General features: G+C 61.9%; 17 protein-coding genes. 8 read left to right on the top strand and 9 right to left on the bottom strand.

Going from position 1 to position 17,912, the window contains the following annotated elements; all coding sequences use genetic code 11:
• Positions 1 to 15: 15 nt before the first annotated feature.
• Positions 16 to 3,126, bottom strand: a complete 3,111-nt coding sequence (locus tag QW845_RS15190) for an efflux RND transporter permease subunit (RefSeq protein WP_315802367.1) — start codon at positions 3,124 to 3,126, stop codon at positions 16 to 18.
• On the bottom strand, positions 3,123 to 4,220 hold the full coding sequence (locus tag QW845_RS15185; protein WP_315802366.1) for an efflux RND transporter periplasmic adaptor subunit: 1,098 nt from the start codon (positions 4,218 to 4,220) through the stop codon (positions 3,123 to 3,125). Before QW845_RS15185 ends, QW845_RS15190 begins: the two co-directional genes overlap by 4 nt.
• Before the next feature lie 227 nt (positions 4,221 to 4,447).
• Between QW845_RS15185 and QW845_RS15180 the strand changes: the two genes are divergently transcribed.
• The 5 genes from QW845_RS15180 to QW845_RS15160 all read left to right on the top strand — a co-directional run bounded on the left by QW845_RS15180 (position 4,448) and on the right by QW845_RS15160 (position 8,495).
• A complete protein-coding gene (locus QW845_RS15180) occupies positions 4,448 to 5,026 on the top strand; it encodes a TetR/AcrR family transcriptional regulator (RefSeq protein WP_315802365.1) in 579 nt (192 codons plus the stop codon).
• A gap of 31 nt (positions 5,027 to 5,057) precedes the next feature.
• On the top strand, positions 5,058 to 5,915 hold the full coding sequence (locus QW845_RS15175) for an alpha/beta hydrolase (RefSeq protein ID WP_315802364.1): 858 nt from the start codon (positions 5,058 to 5,060) through the stop codon (positions 5,913 to 5,915).
• Positions 5,916 to 5,939: 24 nt separating this feature from the next.
• On the top strand, positions 5,940 to 6,134 hold the full coding sequence (locus QW845_RS15170) for a hypothetical protein (RefSeq protein WP_315802363.1): 195 nt from the start codon (positions 5,940 to 5,942) through the stop codon (positions 6,132 to 6,134).
• Between the two features lie 155 nt (positions 6,135 to 6,289).
• Entirely contained in the window at positions 6,290 to 7,450 is a 1,161-nt protein-coding gene (locus QW845_RS15165; RefSeq protein ID WP_315802362.1) for an iron-containing alcohol dehydrogenase, read from the top strand.
• Between the two features lie 91 nt (positions 7,451 to 7,541).
• Complete coding sequence (locus QW845_RS15160; protein WP_315802361.1) at positions 7,542 to 8,495, top strand: alpha/beta hydrolase; 954 nt, start codon at positions 7,542 to 7,544, stop codon at positions 8,493 to 8,495.
• Positions 8,496 to 8,527: 32 nt separating this feature from the next.
• Here QW845_RS15160 and QW845_RS15155 read toward each other — a convergent pair whose 3' ends face one another.
• A complete protein-coding gene (locus tag QW845_RS15155) occupies positions 8,528 to 9,232 on the bottom strand; it encodes a TetR/AcrR family transcriptional regulator (RefSeq protein WP_315802360.1) in 705 nt (234 codons plus the stop codon).
• Positions 9,233 to 9,266: 34 nt separating this feature from the next.
• On the opposite strand from QW845_RS15155, the gene QW845_RS15150 reads away from it, so the two are divergent.
• Genes QW845_RS15150 through fabF form a run of 3 tightly spaced genes read left to right on the top strand, consistent with a single transcriptional unit; the run spans position 9,267 to position 11,822 of the window.
• Positions 9,267 to 9,704 (top strand): tautomerase family protein, encoded by a 438-nt coding sequence (locus QW845_RS15150; protein ID WP_315802359.1) that lies wholly within the window; start codon positions 9,267 to 9,269, stop codon positions 9,702 to 9,704.
• Between the two features lie 25 nt (positions 9,705 to 9,729).
• Positions 9,730 to 10,533 carry an SDR family oxidoreductase gene (locus QW845_RS15145; protein ID WP_315802358.1) on the top strand — a complete coding sequence of 268 codons (804 nt, stop codon included), beginning with the start codon at positions 9,730 to 9,732 and terminating at the stop codon, positions 10,531 to 10,533.
• A 26-nt stretch (positions 10,534 to 10,559) separates the two neighbouring features.
• Entirely contained in the window at positions 10,560 to 11,822 is a 1,263-nt protein-coding gene (gene fabF, locus QW845_RS15140; RefSeq protein WP_315802357.1) for a beta-ketoacyl-ACP synthase II, read from the top strand.
• A 67-nt stretch (positions 11,823 to 11,889) separates the two neighbouring features.
• Here fabF and QW845_RS15135 read toward each other — a convergent pair whose 3' ends face one another.
• The 6 genes from QW845_RS15135 to QW845_RS15110 all read right to left on the bottom strand — a co-directional run bounded on the left by QW845_RS15135 (position 11,890) and on the right by QW845_RS15110 (position 17,883).
• Positions 11,890 to 12,459: a TetR/AcrR family transcriptional regulator gene (locus QW845_RS15135; protein ID WP_315802356.1), complete on the bottom strand. Its 570-nt coding sequence runs from the start codon at positions 12,457 to 12,459 to the stop codon at positions 11,890 to 11,892.
• A 108-nt stretch (positions 12,460 to 12,567) separates the two neighbouring features.
• A complete protein-coding gene (locus QW845_RS15130) occupies positions 12,568 to 13,572 on the bottom strand; it encodes a nitronate monooxygenase family protein (RefSeq protein ID WP_315802543.1) in 1,005 nt (334 codons plus the stop codon).
• Positions 13,573 to 13,594: 22 nt separating this feature from the next.
• On the bottom strand, positions 13,595 to 14,782 hold the full coding sequence (locus QW845_RS15125) for an acetyl-CoA C-acyltransferase (protein WP_315802355.1): 1,188 nt from the start codon (positions 14,780 to 14,782) through the stop codon (positions 13,595 to 13,597).
• Between the two features lie 15 nt (positions 14,783 to 14,797).
• Positions 14,798 to 15,928: an acyl-CoA dehydrogenase family protein gene (locus QW845_RS15120; RefSeq protein WP_315802354.1), complete on the bottom strand. Its 1,131-nt coding sequence runs from the start codon at positions 15,926 to 15,928 to the stop codon at positions 14,798 to 14,800.
• A 22-nt stretch (positions 15,929 to 15,950) separates the two neighbouring features.
• Complete coding sequence (locus QW845_RS15115; RefSeq protein ID WP_315802353.1) at positions 15,951 to 17,132, bottom strand: acyl-CoA dehydrogenase family protein; 1,182 nt, start codon at positions 17,130 to 17,132, stop codon at positions 15,951 to 15,953.
• A gap of 13 nt (positions 17,133 to 17,145) precedes the next feature.
• Positions 17,146 to 17,883, bottom strand: coding sequence for an SDR family oxidoreductase (locus QW845_RS15110; RefSeq protein ID WP_315802352.1), 738 nt, complete (start codon positions 17,881 to 17,883; stop codon positions 17,146 to 17,148).
• Between the last annotated feature and the right edge of the window lie 29 nt (positions 17,884 to 17,912).

Genomic DNA, 17,912 nt, shown 5'->3' with positions numbered 1-17,912 from the left:
TGGAGCAACAGCTGCCTACTCGGCTGCTAGCGCGGGGCGCAGTTCCGGCTTATCGTTCGGTTCCTCATGCTGATTATCTGCCGTCGGCTTGATCCGAAACCACGCGGCATAGAGCGCCGGAAGGAACAGCAGGATCATGACTGTTCCGACGGCGGTGCCGCCGATCAGCGTATAGGCCATCGATCCCCAGAACACGGAATGTGTAAGAGGAATGAAAGCCAGCACGGCAGCCAAAGCAGTCAAAATCACCGGCCTCGTGCGTTGCACTGTGGCCTCGATGACAGCGTGATAGTCGTCCAGGCCGGCGGCAAGGTTCTCCTTGATCTGCTCTGTCAAGATCAGCGTGTTGCGCATCAGGATGCCCGCCAGTCCGATCAGACCGAGGATCGCGTTGAAGCCGAATGGCTGGTTGAAGGCGAGCAATGCCGGTACGACGCCGACGAGGCCCAGGGGCGCGGTCAGCATGACCATGGCCATCATCGAGAAGGACCGCACCTGCAGCATGATGATAATGAGCGTGGCCGCTATCATGGCCGGGAAGATCTTGGCCAAGGCGTCGTTTGCCTTGGTGGCCTCCTCGATCGATCCGCCCATTTCGATCCGGTAACCGGCCGGAAGCGACGCGATCAGGGGCTCGAGGGCCTTCACGACCTGCTTGGACACCTCTGGCGGCTGCGTTGCCTCGTTGAGGTCCGAGCGGACGGTGATGACCGGCGTGCGATCGCGACGTTTCAGGATCGGCTCCTCAAGGCGGACTTCCGCATGACCGATCTGGTCGAGCGGAATGGAGCGTCCGTCACGGCTCGTGAGCGAGAAATCCGCCAGACGTGCAGGATCGAGGCGTTCGCCGCCAGCACTGCGTGCCATGATCGGCACATTGCGGATGTCCTCGCGGACCTGCGTGACCGCAATGCCGGTGAGCAGGAACTGGAGCTGCTGGCCCACCTCGGTCGGCGAAAGGCCAATGAGGTTCAGACGATCCTGGTCCGGGACGAAACGAAGCACGGGTGTGCGGTTTCCCCAGTCGCGGTTGACCTCGCGCGCGTCCGAGACGCCACGCATGATGTCTAGGGCCTTGTCTGAAATGGCGTAGAGCTGCGCAGGATCGGGGCCCATGATCCGGAATTCCACCGGGAAGACGGAGGGGGGGCCGAAGACGAACTGCGTGACGCGCACATAAGCCTCCGGGACGAGCCCATGGGCGACCGCATCCCGAAGCCGCTTTTTCAGGATCTCGCGGGTCTCGGCGTTCTTGGTCAGAACGACGATCTTTGCAAACGCTGGATCAGGCAGTTCGGGGGACAGCGCCAGAAAGAATCTCGGAGCGCCCTGGCCGATATAGCTCGTGACGATGTGAGCCTCCGACTGCTCTCGCAGCCAGGATTCGAGCTTCTGGACGGCTCCGGTGGTCGTTTCGATGCTGGTGCCTTCCGGCAGGCGTACCTCCACCAATACCTCGGGGCGGTCGGATGTCGGAAAGAACTGCTGCTTGACAGCCCCCATTCCCGCCCCCGCAAGCAAGAAGGAAACGCCCACGATGGAGCAGGTCATGAATTTGTGGCGGACCGCAAAAGAGATCAGCCGACGCAGGCGACGATAATTCGGCGTGTCGTAGATCGCATGATGGCCGCCTGCGACCGGCTTGATGTCGGGCAGCATCATCACGCCGAGATAGGGCGTGAAGACGACCGCGACGATCCAGGAAACAATCAGGGCGAAGCCGACCACCCAGAAGATGTTGCCGGCATACTCGCCCGCGGTGGACGGTGCGAAGCCGACAGGAAGAAATCCGGCAATCGTCACGAGCGTTCCAGACAGCATCGGCGCCGCCGTATGGCTCCATGCATAGGCAGCCGCCTTGATGCGGTCCATGCCCTCTTCCATTTTCACGACCATCACCTCGATCGCGATGATGGCGTCGTCCACCAGAAGACCAAGCGCAAGAATCAAAGCGCCCAGCGTGATGCGGTCGAAGAACCGGCCAGTTTCCAGCATGATGAGAAAGACGACGGCGAGGGTCAGCGGGACGGCTGCCGCAACGACAATGCCGACGCGCCAACCGAGGCTGAGGAGGCTCACGAGCAACACCACTCCGAGCGCCATCGCGAACTTCATCATGAACTCGTCGACTGCCGAGCTGATGTTGACGGCCTGGTCGGTGACCTTGTCGAGCGTCATCCCGAGCGGGAGGGTCTGGGCGATCGCCGCGGACCGATCCTTCAGCGCGCGCCCAAGCGCGAGACCATCCCAGCCCTCCTGCATGACAGCAGCGAGGATGATGGTCGGCTCGCCCTCATGCCGGATGATGAATGTCGGTGGGTCTTCATAGCCGCGACGGATCTCGGCAACGTCCGACAATTTCAAGGTCCGCCCTGCGGCAACGATCGGCGTATTGGCGATCGCCTGGACGCTGTCATAGGCGCCGTCGATCCGGATGAAGACCTGCGGCCCCTTGGTATCGATCGAGCCCGCGGGCGTCACCGTGTTCTGCCGCTGCAGGGCAGAAACGATATCTCGCGCCGACACGCCGAGCGTCGCGAGCTTGGCGTAGGAGAACTCGACGAAGATTTGTTCGGGGCGCTCACCAAGAATGTTGATCTTCTTGACGCCCGCGACACGCAAGAGATCCTGGCGAATGACCTCGGCTTGCCGTGCCAGTTCGCGCATCGGCATGCCCTTGGCCTTGAGGGCATAGAGCGCGAAACTCACGTCTGCATATTCGTCGTTGACGAAAGGTCCGAGTACGCCGGGCGGCAGGTTGCGGGCTTCGTCCCCGAGCTTCTTGCGAGCCTGATAAAATTCGCCCTGAACGGCTGATGGAGGCGTGCTGTCCTTGAGCGACAGCGTCATATACGCATAGCCGGGGCGGGTCGTCGTATCAACCCGGTCGTACCAGTTCAGCTCCTGAAGCCGCTTCTCGAGCGGTTCGGCGACGAGATCCTGCATCTCGCGCGCGGTCGCACCCGGCCACGCCGCCGTGACCGTGAGGTTCTTGATGGTGAATGAAGGATCCTCCGCCCGTCCCAGCATCAGAAAGGCGTAGACGCCCGCAGCCGCTAGCAGGAGGATGAAGAACAGCGTGACGGCACGCTCGCGAACAGCGATCGCCGAGAGATTGAAGCTCATCGGTTGCTCCCCAACGCGATCTTGACGCGTGCGCCCTCGTGAAGAAGGTGAGCGCCGAGGGACACAATCTGGTCGCCGGGGTTCGATCCAGAGACAATGGCTGCTTCGCTGGTCACACGCACGAGCTTGACGGGCTGCAAGCGGACCGTAGAGGTCGCACTGTCGAAGACCCAAACGCCCGTCGATTTGCCGTCATCGAGCACGGCTCCGAGCGGCACCTGCACTTCCGGCTGGCCCGCCTGGCTCGCGAGCCGAATGGTGACTGTCGCGCCAAGCGGAGCCCCTGCGGCCTCGCCATCGAGCACATAGCGTGCTTCGTAGGTGCGCGTCTGGGGATCGGCGGAATCCGATAACTGTCGAAGATGTGCGGTGTAGCGGCGCCCGTCGCTGCCATACAGACTTGCGTCGGCAAGCGAACCGATCGTCGGCCGGATTGTTTCAGGCAGAGTCACCACAGCCTCGCGCGGACCAGACTGAGCGAGCCGAACGACGGCTTGGCCAGCCGAGACCACCTGTCCAGGCTCGGCAAGCGTTTGGGTGACCGTTCCGTCCGCATCCGCAACAAGGACGGAATACGTCGCCTGGTTTTCGGCGACCCCAGCATCCGCCTCTGCCGCGGCAAGCTGCGCTTTGGCGGTGTCCGATGCAGCCTTCGCCTGCTCATAGCGCTGCTTCGACGTCCATCCGTCGTTCACCAGATTGGCGTAGCGCCGCTCATCTGCGTCCGTCTGAACGACGACGGCGCGCGCCGCGGCGACGGCGTTGCGCTTCGCTGCAACCGCCAGACGGAGGTCAGTTTCGTCGATCCGCATGAGAGGCTGCCCAGACCTCACCTGCTCGCCGACATTCACGAGCCGCTCGACGATCTTCCCGGCGACGCGAAAACCCAGATTGCTCTCGACCCTCGCGCCCACGGTTCCGGTGAAGCCACGTTCGGAGCCACTGACACGTGCAGCCGTCACTAAGCGAACCATCGGCGGCTCCTGCCTTGGATCGCTGATCGCTGAGGCTTCATGCGCGGGAATTGCGAGCGCCACGAAAGTCGCCACCCCTGCAGGGACTAAAATGCCGGCCAGCACTGCAATACCTCTCATCACGACGGTCTCCCATGCGAGTTTAGATTTCGGACGACATCTATATGCCATTTAGATTTCAATCACAATCTATACTGCGGCTCTAACAGGAACGTGATCAAGAAAGCGCTAATCTCCTCCAAACGCCCGCAGCTTCGCCGGCCGGCATTCCGCTGAGCAATAATTAGATTGCACTCGAACGCCAATTCAAATATAGATGTCAATCGAAATCCAACTGGAGACCAGTAATGCGAGTGAGTCGCACTCAGGCAGCCGAGAACCGCCAGACCGTGATCAACACGGCAAGTCGTCTCTTCCGAGAGCGCGGCTTCGATGGCATCGGGCTCAAAGATCTCATGAAGGGCGCCGGGCTGACCCAAGGCGCCTTCTACAAGCAGTTCGACTCGAAGGACGACTTGGCTGTCGAAGCATCCAAGCGCGCGCTGGAGCACGCATCTGACCGATGGGCAAATGCAGCGGAGCGAAATCCCGATGATCCGCTAGCCGCAGTGCTGTCCTTTTATCTCAGCAGAGAACACCGGGACGAGAAGATGGACGGTTGCCCGATCGTGGCACTCGGTTCAGATGCCGCCCGACAGGGCCCCGCCGTGAAGGCGCAGTTCGAAGCCGGGATCGAAGCCCATATCGAGAGACTTTGTCAGTTCCTCGCTGGGACGGGCGGCAACGCTTCCCGCAACAATGCCATGGCCATTCTCGCGACGATGGTCGGCGCTGTGACGCTCGCGCGGATCGTGAACAACCCCAACCTCGCTCAGGACCTTTTGGAAGCGGCGGCGCAGCAGGTGCGCGACGCTACCGCCGCTTGAAAACGTGTCCGCTCGAACCACGGAGAGATCGATGCTCAGCATGACCGAACCCAAAGCAAGCCTGCTCAAGATATCCGACAAGCTCAGCATGCGCTTCCGAAGAACCGGCAGCGGGCCTCCACTGCTCCTCCTCCATACGATCCGAACACAGCTGGAATATTTCGGCGATCTCGTGCCTTTTCTCGCCCGATCGCACACAGTCTACGCAATCGATCTCCCGGGCCACGGCCACTCCCCGATCGATCAGAGCGCGAGCTTTGACGAACCCTACTTCAGGCGAGCCGTGATCGGCCTCATCGAGGAGCTGGACCTCTCTGACCTGACCCTCGTGGGCGAATCGATCGGCGGAACGCTGGCCCTCACGGTGGCGGCGTCGCTTCCGCACCGGGTAAAGCGGGTCGTTGCGATCAACACCTATGATTACGAGACCCGCTACGGCGACGGCATTCGACGCGGCAATTGGTTTGCGAACTTCATCATCGGAAGCTTGCAGATCCCGGTTCTCGGCGCGTTCAACGCATCGATGGAGAACAAGATCGTCCTGGGCAAGATCATGGGCGGTGGATATCACGATCCCCGCAAGCTGCCCGACGATCTTCTCGCCGAATTCGATGACGTCGCCAAGCGCTCCGGGTACAAGCGGACGGCCCGCAAGGTGCTCGCGGGCTGGCGATCCTGGAGCAAGGCTCGCGATCACTATCGGCACATCTCATGCCCCGTGACCCTGATCTACGGTGACAGCGATTGGTCCCGGCCGGACGAACGCGAACGCACGCGTGCGCTGACATCTGCCTCGCAGATGGTGACGCTCGAAAAAACCGGCCATTTCTCGGCCGTGGAAAACCCATCCGGGCTGGCTCGCGCGATACTGGCAGCCGAGCAAACGTAACGGCGTCCGCAGGAGTGCTCTGCGATGTTCAAGCGCTTTTGGCAGAGAATGAACGACTGGGCCGCGGCCCTCAACATGGACGACCCGCACGGTGACTACCTGATCCGGCTCGAAGATCGCGTCTCAAGGCTCGAGCGCGCGATCGAAGGGCTAGGAACCATGCCTGAACCGGAGACGACTGGGTCGGTCCAGGACCGTATTCGCCGACTGCATCACTGAACTTCGTCGATCGCGGCAGCAATCTGCCGCGATAGATCTGCTCTCATTCTGCCTCGGCCGACAGGTGCTCCGAAGTCGCTCAAGCAGATGGAATTATGAACGACATATAATGAAGTGCATCGGCATGAACCGACGCTCAAATGGGAGAACGAGACATGCGCAAGTCTGGGATACACAACTTTCCAGCGATCGACCGTGTCATTTACGGCAAAGCTGCGTCTGAGGCCATCGGCGACGAAGCGATCAGGCTAGATGCGAAGCGCGTCTTCCTGATCGTCAGTCGAACCTTGAACTCGCAGACCGACGAGATCGAAAAGATCCGGCATACTTTAGGCGACAGGCACGCCGCGACTTTCGACGGAATCTCACAGCATACGACGCGGAAGCAGGCTGCGGAGGTCGCCCTGCAGGCGAAGGAGGCTCGAGCCGATCTCGTCGTGGCGGTCGGCGGCGGCTCCGCGATCGACCTCGCCAAGATCGTGATCATGGCGATGGAGCACGACATCCGCGATGAGGCTGGCTTCGATCCCTTCCCGATGGGTCCAGGCGTGAGCTCATCTCCCTTCCGCGCGCCGACAGTGCGGCAGATCGCGGTCCCATCGACATTGAATGGCGGCGAATACAATGCCGGAGCGCTCGTCACCGACGAGCGCCAGAAGCTGAAGCAGATCTTCTTTCATCCGCTGATGATGCCCGTATCAATCATTCTCGACCCCGCCCTCACGCTTCATACCCCGATGAAGCTCTGGATGGGATCGGGAACACGTTCCATGGATCACGGGATCGAGGCCTTGTGCTCGCCGGCCGGAACGCCCTTGGCCGACGAGGTCGTCCTGGCCGGTATCCGCTCGCTGCGTGAGGGAATGCTTCGAACCTTGGAAGAGCCAGACGCTCTCGAACCGCGTCGGCTGTCGCAGTATGGCTCATGGCTCGCAGCCTTCGGCCTGCAGGCGCGCATTCCCATGGGCGCAAGCCACGGTATCGGCCATGTCCTTGGCGGGACCTTCGGCGTTCCCCATTACTATTGCACACCTGTCATCATGCCGAGCCTGTTGCGCTACAACAAGCCGTTCACCGAAGAGGCACAGACACGCTTGGCGGCCGCCTTGGGCGCTCCGGGCAGCGAAGCCGCGGATGCTTTTGCGAATTTCATCGGCCGGCTTGGACTCCCAAGCAGACTTGCCGAGGTCGGCATCGGCGAAGACAAGTTCGACCAGATCAGCAGGATCGCCATCAATCATCGCTTCGTTCAGGCCAATCCGCGCCCCTTCAAAGACGCAGCCGATATCGTTGGACTGCTGCGAGCCGCTGCGTAGCTGGAGCACGGGCGAGGCAGGAGCGCACAGGACCTGCCTCGCCCAGTACAGAGCTTTCAGCCGGCGTTCGTCAGCTCATAAGGCAACTTGAATGGCAATAGTTACGCCTCCGCCGCCGGCCGACCGAGCCGTCACCGTCGGCTCAGCGCACATAACAGAGAGCCCGCTGGCCGCAAGCCAGATTCGTAGCCGGAGGATTCAAGCCAACGGGCTTGACTTTCCGATTCTGGAAGCTGGAAACGGTCCGCTCGTGCTCTGCCTGCACGGCTTTCCTGATCACGCACGGAGCTGGTGTCCCCTTCTCGTCCGTCTCGCGCGAGCGGGCTACTGGGCGGTCGCACCCGCGCTTAGGGGGTACTGGGTCGGCGGTGCCGCTCCCGACGGCTCGTACCGCGCCGCGGCGACTGGTCAGGATGTACTGGCGCTCATCGAGTCGCTGGGAGCACAGCAAGCCGTGCTCGTCGGGCACGATCTGGGAGCACGGGCAGCCTACGCCGCTGCGAGCCTCGATGGGTCTCGCATCGCAAAGCTGGTCGGACTGGCGGTACCTTACGGAAAGGGGTTGGCGACTGCGTTCTTCGCTGACGGCGATCAACAGCGACGAAGCTGGTACATGTTCTTCTTTCAGACGCGCCTGGCAGAGACGGCCATTGAACTCAATGATTTTGCCTTTCTCCACCGCCTCTGGCGGGAATGGTCGCCGGGATACGAATTAGCGAGTTCCGATCGTTCTGCACTCAACGAGACCTTCCGCCAGCCAGGTGTACTCGCTCAAGCTCTGGCCTATTATCGGCAATTGTTCACCCCGCCATCCGATCCTGCGATGCAAGCTCTCGAGACTCTCGCCAGCCGTTCAATCTCCATCCCATCGCTCTACTTGCACGGAGCGGACGACGGCTGCATATCCGCACATTTGAGCGAAGGGATGGACGCCATGTTCACGAACGGGCTCGAACGCGTTATCATGCCGGGCGTTGGACATTTTCTGCATCTCGAGCAGACCGATGCCGTTCTGAATCACATTCTACGCTTCCTGAGAATGTGAGGGCTTCTGCACGCATGCCATGAGCGTGCAGGCTAGACTTTCGAATTGCGTGCTCTCTGATGGGAGCGGACGGACGGTGTCACATCCTTTCTGCAGCGCTCGGTCGCCGTTGCGAGCAACTCGCGACCAAGACTGCTAGGGGAAGGCATCGCTCTCGCCAAAGCCAGCGCTCCGACCATACGACAAACCAGATCTATCGCTTTGGCGCGCGCGGCCGGAGTTTCAGGCAGCTGCTCCATGATCGACAGGATCATCCGCTCTACGCCCTCGGCAAAGACAGCTTTGATGCCATCCGGCTGTCGGGCAACATCGCCCGCGAGCGCAGCGGCCGGGCAACTGGAGCCGGGTGCCTTCCTTGCCTCTTCCGAGAGATAAGAGGTCACGAACTCGTCAAGACCGTGCATCTGCTGCCGCACGCCGTCCATCTGGCGAAATGCATGATCGAGAGCCTCGCTCGCCAATGCGCTCTTCGATTCGAAGTGATTGTAGAACCCGCCGTGCGTGAAACCGGCGGATTTCATCAGGTCGCTGACCGAAATGCCGTCGAAACCGGTCTCTCGAAACAGCTTCGACGCGCGCACGACAACCTTCTGACGGTTCTTTTCGGCTTGGCTCTCAGTGATTCGCAAGGGTGACTCCCAGCTTCTGCATCCTTTTTGAGGATACATGTCATCATAAGGCATTGACAACATCCGGAAGCGATGATGAAGATCATCAATAATGATGATGATCATCATAATAGAGCAATCAAAAAGCCGATGAGGAGGACCAATGCCGCTGTGGAAGATCTATCATCCGATCGGCGCCTTCAGCGCCGAGGACAAGCGCGCGCTGTCGCAACGGATCACGGAGCTGTATCGCGGACTTCCGAAATTCTACGTCATCGTCGTGTTTCAGGAGGTCGCCCCCGAGTCATTTTATATCGGCGGCGAGGAGGCGCATAACTTCATTCGCGTCTGGGTCGACCATATCGCTCGGTCGTTCCCGCCCGATAAGAAGGTGAAGGCAAAGTGGATGGCTCGCGCGGAGGCGGCACTGGCGCCCTACATCAAGGACCGCGGCCGAGAATGGGAAATCCACATCGACGAGACCCCGTTTGATCTCTGGCAGATTCAGGGCATGCCCCCGCCCCCGCCGCATTCCGAGCATGAAAAGCGATGGGTCGAGGAGAACAGACCGGTGCCGTATCCCATTGAAGATCCGGTCTAGCAGCTGATTTCGGAGTCATATCAGGATGAGCAATCGCGATCGTTTCGCAGTCGTCACCGGTGCCTCGTCGGGAATAGGTTTCGCCTATGCCGAGCGACTGGCTGAGCGTGGCTTTCATCTCATTCTGGTCGCCCGCAGGCGCGACCGGCTCGAAGAGATTGCAGGTCGGATTCGGAACAAGACAGCGCGAACGGTAGAAGTCGTGAGCGCAGATCTCGGCAATGCGGCAGACCTGCTGCGCCTGGAGACGCTGCTGACCGAACGGGATGACATCGAGGTCCTGATCAACAATGCCGGGCTCGGCGCGCTTGGACCGACGTCGAAGGTGCCTGCGTCCGCGTTGGAGAACCTCGTCAAGATCAACGTCCTGGCATTGACACGACTGACACACGCAGTGCTGCCGGGCTTCCTGCGGCGCAATTCCGGAACGGTCGTCAACATCGCCTCGATCATCGCGCTGATGCCGACGCCCTCTGGGGCAGGCTACTCGGGCACCAAGGGATATGTCCTGAATTTCAGCCGCTCGCTGCAGATGGAGCTCGCAAAGACCGGTGTTACGGTGCAAGCCGTGCTCCCCGGCCCGGTTCGAACGGAGTTCTTTGAAGCATCCGGCCTCACCGAGGCGCCGTTTCCCGATGAGCTCTTCATGTCCGCACCCGAGCTGGTCGACAGCGCTCTTGCGGCCCTGGATCAGGGGGAGCTCGTCTGCCTTCCCGCTTTGGAAGACATGACGTTGTGGACAGCTTTTGAGGACGCACGTGCGACGTTGATCCGTGCGCTGACGTCGTCAGGCCGACCGGCCACGAGATATTCGACCTCGGCTCGCTAGTCCCGACGGCTGCCAGGTCAACAATCATGTGCCGCATCGTCGTTACAGGACTGGGTCTCATCTCCCCGCTCGGATGCGGCAGCGAACTCGCGTGGTCGCGACTGCTCGCCGGTCGCTCGGGACTCGTCGCGCTGCCGGAATGGGCTCGCGTGCTTCCGGCACGGGTCGGTGGGATCGTCCCGACGCAAGCCGACGATCCGGATGGGGGCTTCGATCCCGATTCCGTCGTCGCCCCGAAGGATCAGCGCAGGATGGATCGATTCATCCTGTTCGCGCTCGCCGCCGCATCCGAGGCCATGGCCCAGGCGGCGTGGGTGCCTTCCGACGCGCATTCCAAGGAACGCACGGCAACCGTGATTGCCTCCGGCATCGGAGGCTTTCCGGCCATCGTCGAGGCGGTTCGCACGTCGGATCAGCGCGGCGTGAGGCGGCTCTCACCTTTCACCGTGCCATCCTTCCTGGCAAACCTCGCGGCCGGCCATGTCTCCATACGCTACGGCTTGAAGGGCCCGATCGGCACGCCGGTGACAGCATGTGCCGCGAGCGTGCAGGCGATCGGCGATGCAGCGCGACTCATTCGAAGCGGAGACGCCGACATTGCAGTCTGCGGCGGCGCGGAGGCGTGTATCGATCTCGTGAGTCTTGGCGGCTTTGCCGCAGCTCGGGCGCTTTCAACCGGTTTCAACGAAACGCCGGCCCGGTCATCTCGTCCGTTTGATCGCGGTCGCGACGGCTTCGTCATGGGCGAAGGCGCCGGCATTCTCGTCATCGAGGAACTGGAGCATGCGCTCCGGCGCGGAGCGAAACCGCTGGCCGAAATCGTCGGATACGGTACGACGGCCGACGCCTACCACATCACGTCGGGCCCTGAAGACGGCGATGGGGCGCGGCGTGCCATGCAGGGCGCATTGCGACAGGCCGGCCTCAGTGCGGGCGATGTCCAGCATCTCAACGCACATTCGACCTCGACGCCGGTTGGCGACATTTCCGAGCTCGAAGCGATCAAGACTGTGTTCGGCCGCGATGGAAAGATCGCCGTGAGCGCGACCAAGTCGGCCACGGGTCACCTTCTCGGCGCGGCCGGCGGGGCCGAGGCGATCTTTACCATTCTTGCGTTGCGGGACCAGGTGGCCCCTCCGACGCTCAATCTCGAGCATGCCGACGCCGCAGCCGAGGGCGTCGATATCGTCGGCCGTGAGGCGAGGCACATGCCCATCGAGCATGCGATCTCCAACGGCTTCGGCTTCGGCGGCGTGAACGCGAGCGTCATTTTTCGACGCTGGCGATGACGTGAATTCGCTGGCGAAGGCCGCTTCTGCGGACCGCGACGACACTGCCGATGCCGTTGCTCCTGCCCTACCGCTGCAAAGTTCGACGACCGGCGTCCAGAAAGGCGTCCGACAGATGCTTGTCGGCGACCGCACGCGCAAGCACGATCGAGCCAACCATGGTCGCGATCGCGCCTGCTGCATCCAGCCTTGCATCTGACGACGACCGCGCCGGGATTAACTGGGTGAGGACGTCGATCATCTTCTGAAGCCCGCCTGTGAGGGCCCGTCGCGCCCTCACGCCAGAGCGCCCGATATCCGTGGCCAGAGCCGGAAGCGCACAACCGCGCGCCGGATCGTCGCGATGATTGGCACCAAGATAAGACTCCACGATCACCTCAAACCCTTTTTCGGCAGGCAAGCCCTTCGTGCGATCCCGCCAATCGGCGGCCGTTCGATCCATGGCTAACACGAGCGCTTCAAGCACCAGCGCGTCACGCGACTTGAAGTAGCAGTAGAAACCGCCATGCGTCAGATCTGCGAGCTTCATCAGGCCAGCCACGCTCATGCCGTCGATACCGCTGCGGCGAAGACCGTAAGACGCATTTTCGACAATGCGTCTACGGGTCTGCTGCTTACGATCCTTCAAATAGCGCATGGCATCGATGATCCAGAATAGGACTGATGATCATCATATCATCGACCGGGAGGTCCCGCCAGACGCGTAGGGCGAAACCACGGTCGAGCGCAGATCGCCGGACACACCTCACGCAACCTTGACGGCAGCGTCGCGGTCTGCGTCGAGAAACCCTGTGAGCCTGCCCCTGATGATCCGCTCGGCATCCGTCATGATGCGGTCGATCAACTCCTTCACGCTGGGAATATCGCGGATGAGCCCGACAACCATGCCGCAGCTCCATGCGCCCGCGTCCATATCGCCATCGACCATCACTTTCGGATAGACGCCCGCCACCTGATCATGGATGTCCTCGATCTTCAGGCTGTTGCCCTTCTCGCGCTCGATCTCGAGCAGGTGTTCGACGCCCTTGTTGTTCAGGACCCGCTCGGTGTTCCGGAGCGCCCGCATCACCAACCGGGTGTCGAGCTCCGAGGCCGCGACGAGCGCGTTCTTGACGTTCTGGTGGACCGGCGCCTCCTTGGTGGCAATGAAGCGCGTGCCCATGTTGATGCCCGCCGCGCCCATGGCAAGCGCGGCAACCAGGCTGCGGGCGTCGGCCATGCCACCGGAGGCGACGAACGGGATCTTTAGCTCCTCGGCCGCGCGCGGCAACAGGATCATGTTCGGCATATCGTCCTCTCCCGGATGACCGCCGCACTCAAATCCGTCCACGCTCACAGCATCACAGCCGATCTGCTCGGCTTTCAACGAATGCCGGACCGAGGTGCATTTGTGGATGACCTTGATGCCACCAGCCTTGAGGGCCGGCATGTACTGTTCCGGGCTACGCCCGGCCGTCTCGACGATCCGGACGCCTCCCTCCCTGATGGCGGCGATATATTCCGGATAAGGCGGCGCGCTAAAGGTCGGAAGGAACGTGAGGTTCACGCCGAACGGCTTGTCGGTCATGTCGCGGCAACGCGCGATCTCCTTGGCAAGGAGCTCCGGCGTCCGCTGCGTGAGGCCGGTGATGACGCCGAGCCCGCCGGCATTCGACACCGCGGCCGCGAGTTCGGCGAAGCCGACATAGTGCATGCCGCCCTGGATGATCGGATGCTCGATGCCGAACAGTTCAGTGATCGCTGTCTTCACGATGATCTCCCGCGATTCCGGTTCAATGGACGATTTCAAACAGACCGGCCGCGCCCATGCCGCCACCGATGCACATGGTCACCACGCCGTATTTGGCCTTGCGTCGCCGCCCTTCGACCAGGATGTGGCCGGTCAGTCGTGCTCCGGTCATGCCGTAGGGATGTCCGATCGCGATCGAGCCGCCGTTGACATTGAGCTTCTCGGGGTCGATGCCGAGCCTATCGCGGCAGTAGATGACCTGCACGGCGTAGGCTTCGTTCAGCTCCCACAGGTCGATGTCGTCGATCTTGAGGCCATGCCGCTTGAGCAGGCGCGGGATCGCGGCTACAGGGCCAACGCCCATTTCGTCGGGCTCGACGCCAACGGCAACGAAGCCACGGAAGACGCCGAGCGGCTTCAGCCCCTTCCTTGCAGCAATCTTGTCACTCATGATCACGCAGGCAGACGCACCATCGGAAAGCTGACTGGCATTGCCGGCAGTGATGGTCTTGCCCTCGAATACAGGCCTGATCTTGGCGAGACCCTCAGCCGTTGTTTCCGGACGGGGGCCCTCGTCCTTCGTGAGCGTCACCTGCTGATAAGTGAGCTCCTTGGTCTCCTTGTCGACGACCGCCATTTTGGTCGTGAACGGCACGATCTCGTCGTCGAACCGTCCCGCCTGAAGAGCGGCGCCGACGCGCCGCTGACACTCGAGACTGTATTCGTCCTGCTTGTCACGTCCGATCTTGTAGCGTTCTGCGACCACTTCGGCGGTGTCGAGCATGGACATATACATGTCCGGCTTCATTGCCATCAGCTCGTCATCGACGGCATGAAACCTGTTCATATGCTCGTTCTGCACCAGGCTGATGGACTCGATGCCGCCGCCGATCGCGACTTCGACCCCGTCGAGCATGACCGAGCGCGCGGCCACGGCGATGGCCTGAAGGCCGGACGCGCATTGCCGATCGATGGTGGTGCCGGCGACCGTCACCGGCAGTCCGGCGCGGATAGCGCCCTTGCGCGCGACGTTCATCACCATGGTGCCTTGCTGCATGGCGCAGCCCATGACCACGTCTTCCACTTCGCCGACGGCGATGCCCGCGCGCCTCACCGCCTCGGCCATCACGTGCCCGGCCAAGGTCGGGCCATCCGTGTTGTTGAGCGCGCCGCGATAGGCCTTGCCGACCGCCGTCCTTGCGGTGGAGACGATCACTGCTTCGGTTGTCATGCTGACCTCTTCACGTTACGCGGCCGCATCGAGCTGCGCGTAGCGCAACACGTGGAAGGCCGGATCGCCGAACTGGATGTTGATCGACGAGATGCGCTTGAAATAGTGACCGACATTGAGCTCGTCCGTCATTCCCATGCCGCCATGAAGCTGCACCGCCTGGTCTGCGACAAAGCGGCCCACATAGCCGATCTTCGACTTGGCGCCAGAGGCGAGTCGTGACAGGCCGGAGTCGCCGGAGTCGAGGCTGAGATTGAGATGCTGCATCAGGGAGAGAGCCTCCTGATGCCCGATGAACATGTCGACCATCCGATGCTGGAGCACCTGAAAGGAGCCGATCGTGGTGCCGAACTGCTTGCGAGTCTTCAAATATTCCAGCGTCGCCGAGTTCAGCTCGCCAACGGCGCCGACGGCTTCCGCGCAGAGCGCGCCGATGGCGCGGTCGCGACAGGCTTCGAGCGCGGCAACGCCTTCGCCTTCCCGTCCAAGCAATCGGCCGGCGACGTCGCGGAGGGTGATCTCGGCCGCCCGGCGACCATCTATCGTCTTGAAGCTCTGGAGATCGATGCCGCTAGCGTGACGGTCCACCACGAATAGGCTCACGCCGTAACGGTCGCCGTCGTTGCCGGAGGTTCGCGCCGAAACGATCAGATGGTCCGCCCACGGCCCGGCGATCACCATGGTCTTCGTGCCGGTCAGAAGGTAGTCGCCTCCCTCGTGTCGTGCCGTCGTCGTGACCTTCGCCAGCTCGAAACGTGATGCCGTCTCGGTCCAGGCCAACGCCCAGAGCTTGCTGCCGTCGATGATGCCAGGGATGAACTCCTGCTGGAGTTCCGGTGTTCCATTGTGTTCGATCAGCCCTCCCGCCAGCACGACTGTTTCGATGAAGGGCTCGACCACAAGGTGACGGCCGAACTCGTGCGCGATGATCATGGTCGACAACGCACCGCCACCGAGACCGCCGACCCTCTCGGAAAACGGGGCGGCGAGAAGACCGAGCTCCGCAAAGGCAGCCCATCGCTTGCGGCTGAAGCCGTCCTCGCTCGCGAGGATCTTGCTTCGTGCCTCGAAGTCATACTGATCGCGCAGCAGCCGCTGCACGCTGGATCGGAGCAGTTCCTGCTCCTCCGTGAACTGAATGTCCATCCAATCCTCCCCATCCGCCGCGCTACAGGCCGAGCACGGCCTTGGCGATGATATTGCGCTGGATCTCGTTGGACCCGCCGTAGATGCTGAGCTTGCGCGAGTTCAGGTATTTCTCCGACGCGGTGTGCCCGTGATCGGATCCTGGCATGAAGCGATTGGCGCTGACAGGATGCTCCCGAATGGCCAGGCCGTAATTGCCGATCGCGCGATGGGTGAGCTCGGTGATGGCCTGGAAGATCTCGGTGCCGCGGATCTTGAACAGCGAGGCCGCCGGCCCGGGATCGATACCGCGCGCCATCTGAGCCACGATGCGCAGCTCGGTCGCCTCCAGCGCCAACACGTCGAGCTCGATGCGCGCGATGTCCCGCAGGAATTCGAGATGTGCCGGATCGTCCGCCGGGATCTCAGCCTTCACGATCTGCTTCAGCTTATGGATATAGCGCGTCGAACGGCCGATTCCGGCCATGCTGGTGCGCTCGTTACCGAGCAGGAACTTGGCGTAGGTCCAGCCCCTGTTTTCCTCACCGACGAGGTTCTCGACCGGCACGCGGACGTCCTCAAGGAAGACGTCGTTGACCTCGTGACTGCCATCGATCGTGATGATCGGACGCACGGTGACGCCGGGCGATTTCATGTCAATCAAGAGAAAGGAGATACCGGACTGCGGCTTCGCCTTCGGATCGGTGCGGACGAGACAAAAGATCCAATCGGCATGCTGAGCCAGCGTCGTCCACGTTTTGTGACCGTTGACGATGTAATGATCGCCGTCACGAACGGCCTTCGTCCTGACTGTCGCAAGATCCGAGCCAGAGCCTGGCTCCGAATAGCCCTGGCACCACCAATCCTCACCGGACAGAATCCGAGGCAGAAATCGCTTCTTCTGCGCCTCGTTGCCGAACGTGTAGATCACAGGCCCCACCATGGTGACGCTGAAGGCGAGCGGCGGCAGTGTCCCGGCGCGGGAGGTCTCCTGCTCGAAGATGAACCGCTGGGTAATCGACCAGCCCGGACCGCCATGCTCCTGAGGCCAAAGCGGCGCGATCCAGCCCTTCTTGTGGAGACTCCGATGCCATAGCAGCGACTGCTCCTTCGTCAGATCGGTCTCGGGATTGAGAACGCGCATCTCCTGCGGATAGTTCTCCGCAATGAAAGTGCGCACCTCATCCCGAAACGCGGCTTCCTCGCGCGAAAGATTGAGCTCCATGGCGCCCGTCCCGCTACCACTTCTCGCCAAAGGGGCGGATCTCGAGCTCGAAGGTCCAGGCGCTGCGCGGCTGCTGGTAGAGCTGCCAGTAGGACTCCGCGACCGACGATGGCGGCATCAGGAGATCAGGATTGTCCAGCGCATTCGGGCCAAGAGCTTCAAGGCGCCGCTGGCGCACCCACTCCGTGTCGACGCCGGAATCGATGATGAGATGCGCGACGTGAATGTTCTTCGGCCCCAATTCCCGCGCCGTCGCCTGAGCAACGGCCCGCAGACCGAACTTGGCACTGGCAAAGGCGGCATAGCCCACACCGCCGCGGAGGCTCGCCGTCGCACCGGTGAAGAAGATGTTGCCCTTGCCGCGTGGAAGCATCAGGCGCGCAGCTTCGCGTCCGGCGAGAAACCCGGAACAGCAGGCCATCTCCCACACCTTGCGGAAGACGCGCTCGGTCGTATCCAGGATCGGAAAGTTGACGTTGGCGCCGATGTTGAAGATGCAGACTTCGAGCGGGGCGCGCTTGTCGGCCTCGCCGAGGAAGGACGTGATTTCGTCCTCCTTTCGGGCATCGAGCGATCGGGCTTGAATCTCGCCTCCGGCCGCCTCGATCTCCTTGACGAGCGGCTCCAGCTTGGCACCGTTCCGACGTCCCGCAAAGACCGTGAAGCCCTCAGAGGCAAACTTCTTCGCGATCTCGCCGCCGATGTAGTCGCCGGCACCGATCACCGCAACTGTTGCGTTTCTCTTTTGCAAGACTGATCTCCCCTCCCGTTAGATCTTAT

The organism is Bradyrhizobium sp. SZCCHNS3002 (assembly GCF_032377435.1).
Lineage (GTDB): Bacteria > Pseudomonadota > Alphaproteobacteria > Rhizobiales > Xanthobacteraceae > Bradyrhizobium.
Note: the sequence above shows the minus strand (reverse complement) of the source record. Positions and strands in the feature narration are given on the sequence as shown.

Coding starts and splice junctions, on each gene's coding strand:
- QW845_RS15190 (WP_315802367.1), bottom strand. CDS start 3,126: ATGAGCTTCAATCTCTCGGCGATCGCTGTTCGCGAGCGTGCCGTCACG.
- QW845_RS15185 (WP_315802366.1), bottom strand. CDS start 4,220: ATGAGAGGTATTGCAGTGCTGGCCGGCATTTTAGTCCCTGCAGGGGTG.
- QW845_RS15180 (WP_315802365.1), top strand. CDS start 4,448: ATGCGAGTGAGTCGCACTCAGGCAGCCGAGAACCGCCAGACCGTGATC.
- QW845_RS15175 (WP_315802364.1), top strand. CDS start 5,058: ATGCTCAGCATGACCGAACCCAAAGCAAGCCTGCTCAAGATATCCGAC.
- QW845_RS15170 (WP_315802363.1), top strand. CDS start 5,940: ATGTTCAAGCGCTTTTGGCAGAGAATGAACGACTGGGCCGCGGCCCTC.
- QW845_RS15165 (WP_315802362.1), top strand. CDS start 6,290: ATGCGCAAGTCTGGGATACACAACTTTCCAGCGATCGACCGTGTCATT.
- QW845_RS15160 (WP_315802361.1), top strand. CDS start 7,542: ATGGCAATAGTTACGCCTCCGCCGCCGGCCGACCGAGCCGTCACCGTC.
- QW845_RS15155 (WP_315802360.1), bottom strand. CDS start 9,232: ATGATGATCATCATCATTATTGATGATCTTCATCATCGCTTCCGGATG.
- QW845_RS15150 (WP_315802359.1), top strand. CDS start 9,267: ATGCCGCTGTGGAAGATCTATCATCCGATCGGCGCCTTCAGCGCCGAG.
- QW845_RS15145 (WP_315802358.1), top strand. CDS start 9,730: ATGAGCAATCGCGATCGTTTCGCAGTCGTCACCGGTGCCTCGTCGGGA.
- fabF (WP_315802357.1), top strand. CDS start 10,560: ATGTGCCGCATCGTCGTTACAGGACTGGGTCTCATCTCCCCGCTCGGA.
- QW845_RS15135 (WP_315802356.1), bottom strand. CDS start 12,459: ATGCGCTATTTGAAGGATCGTAAGCAGCAGACCCGTAGACGCATTGTC.
- QW845_RS15125 (WP_315802355.1), bottom strand. CDS start 14,782: ATGACAACCGAAGCAGTGATCGTCTCCACCGCAAGGACGGCGGTCGGC.
- QW845_RS15120 (WP_315802354.1), bottom strand. CDS start 15,928: ATGGACATTCAGTTCACGGAGGAGCAGGAACTGCTCCGATCCAGCGTG.
- QW845_RS15115 (WP_315802353.1), bottom strand. CDS start 17,132: ATGGAGCTCAATCTTTCGCGCGAGGAAGCCGCGTTTCGGGATGAGGTG.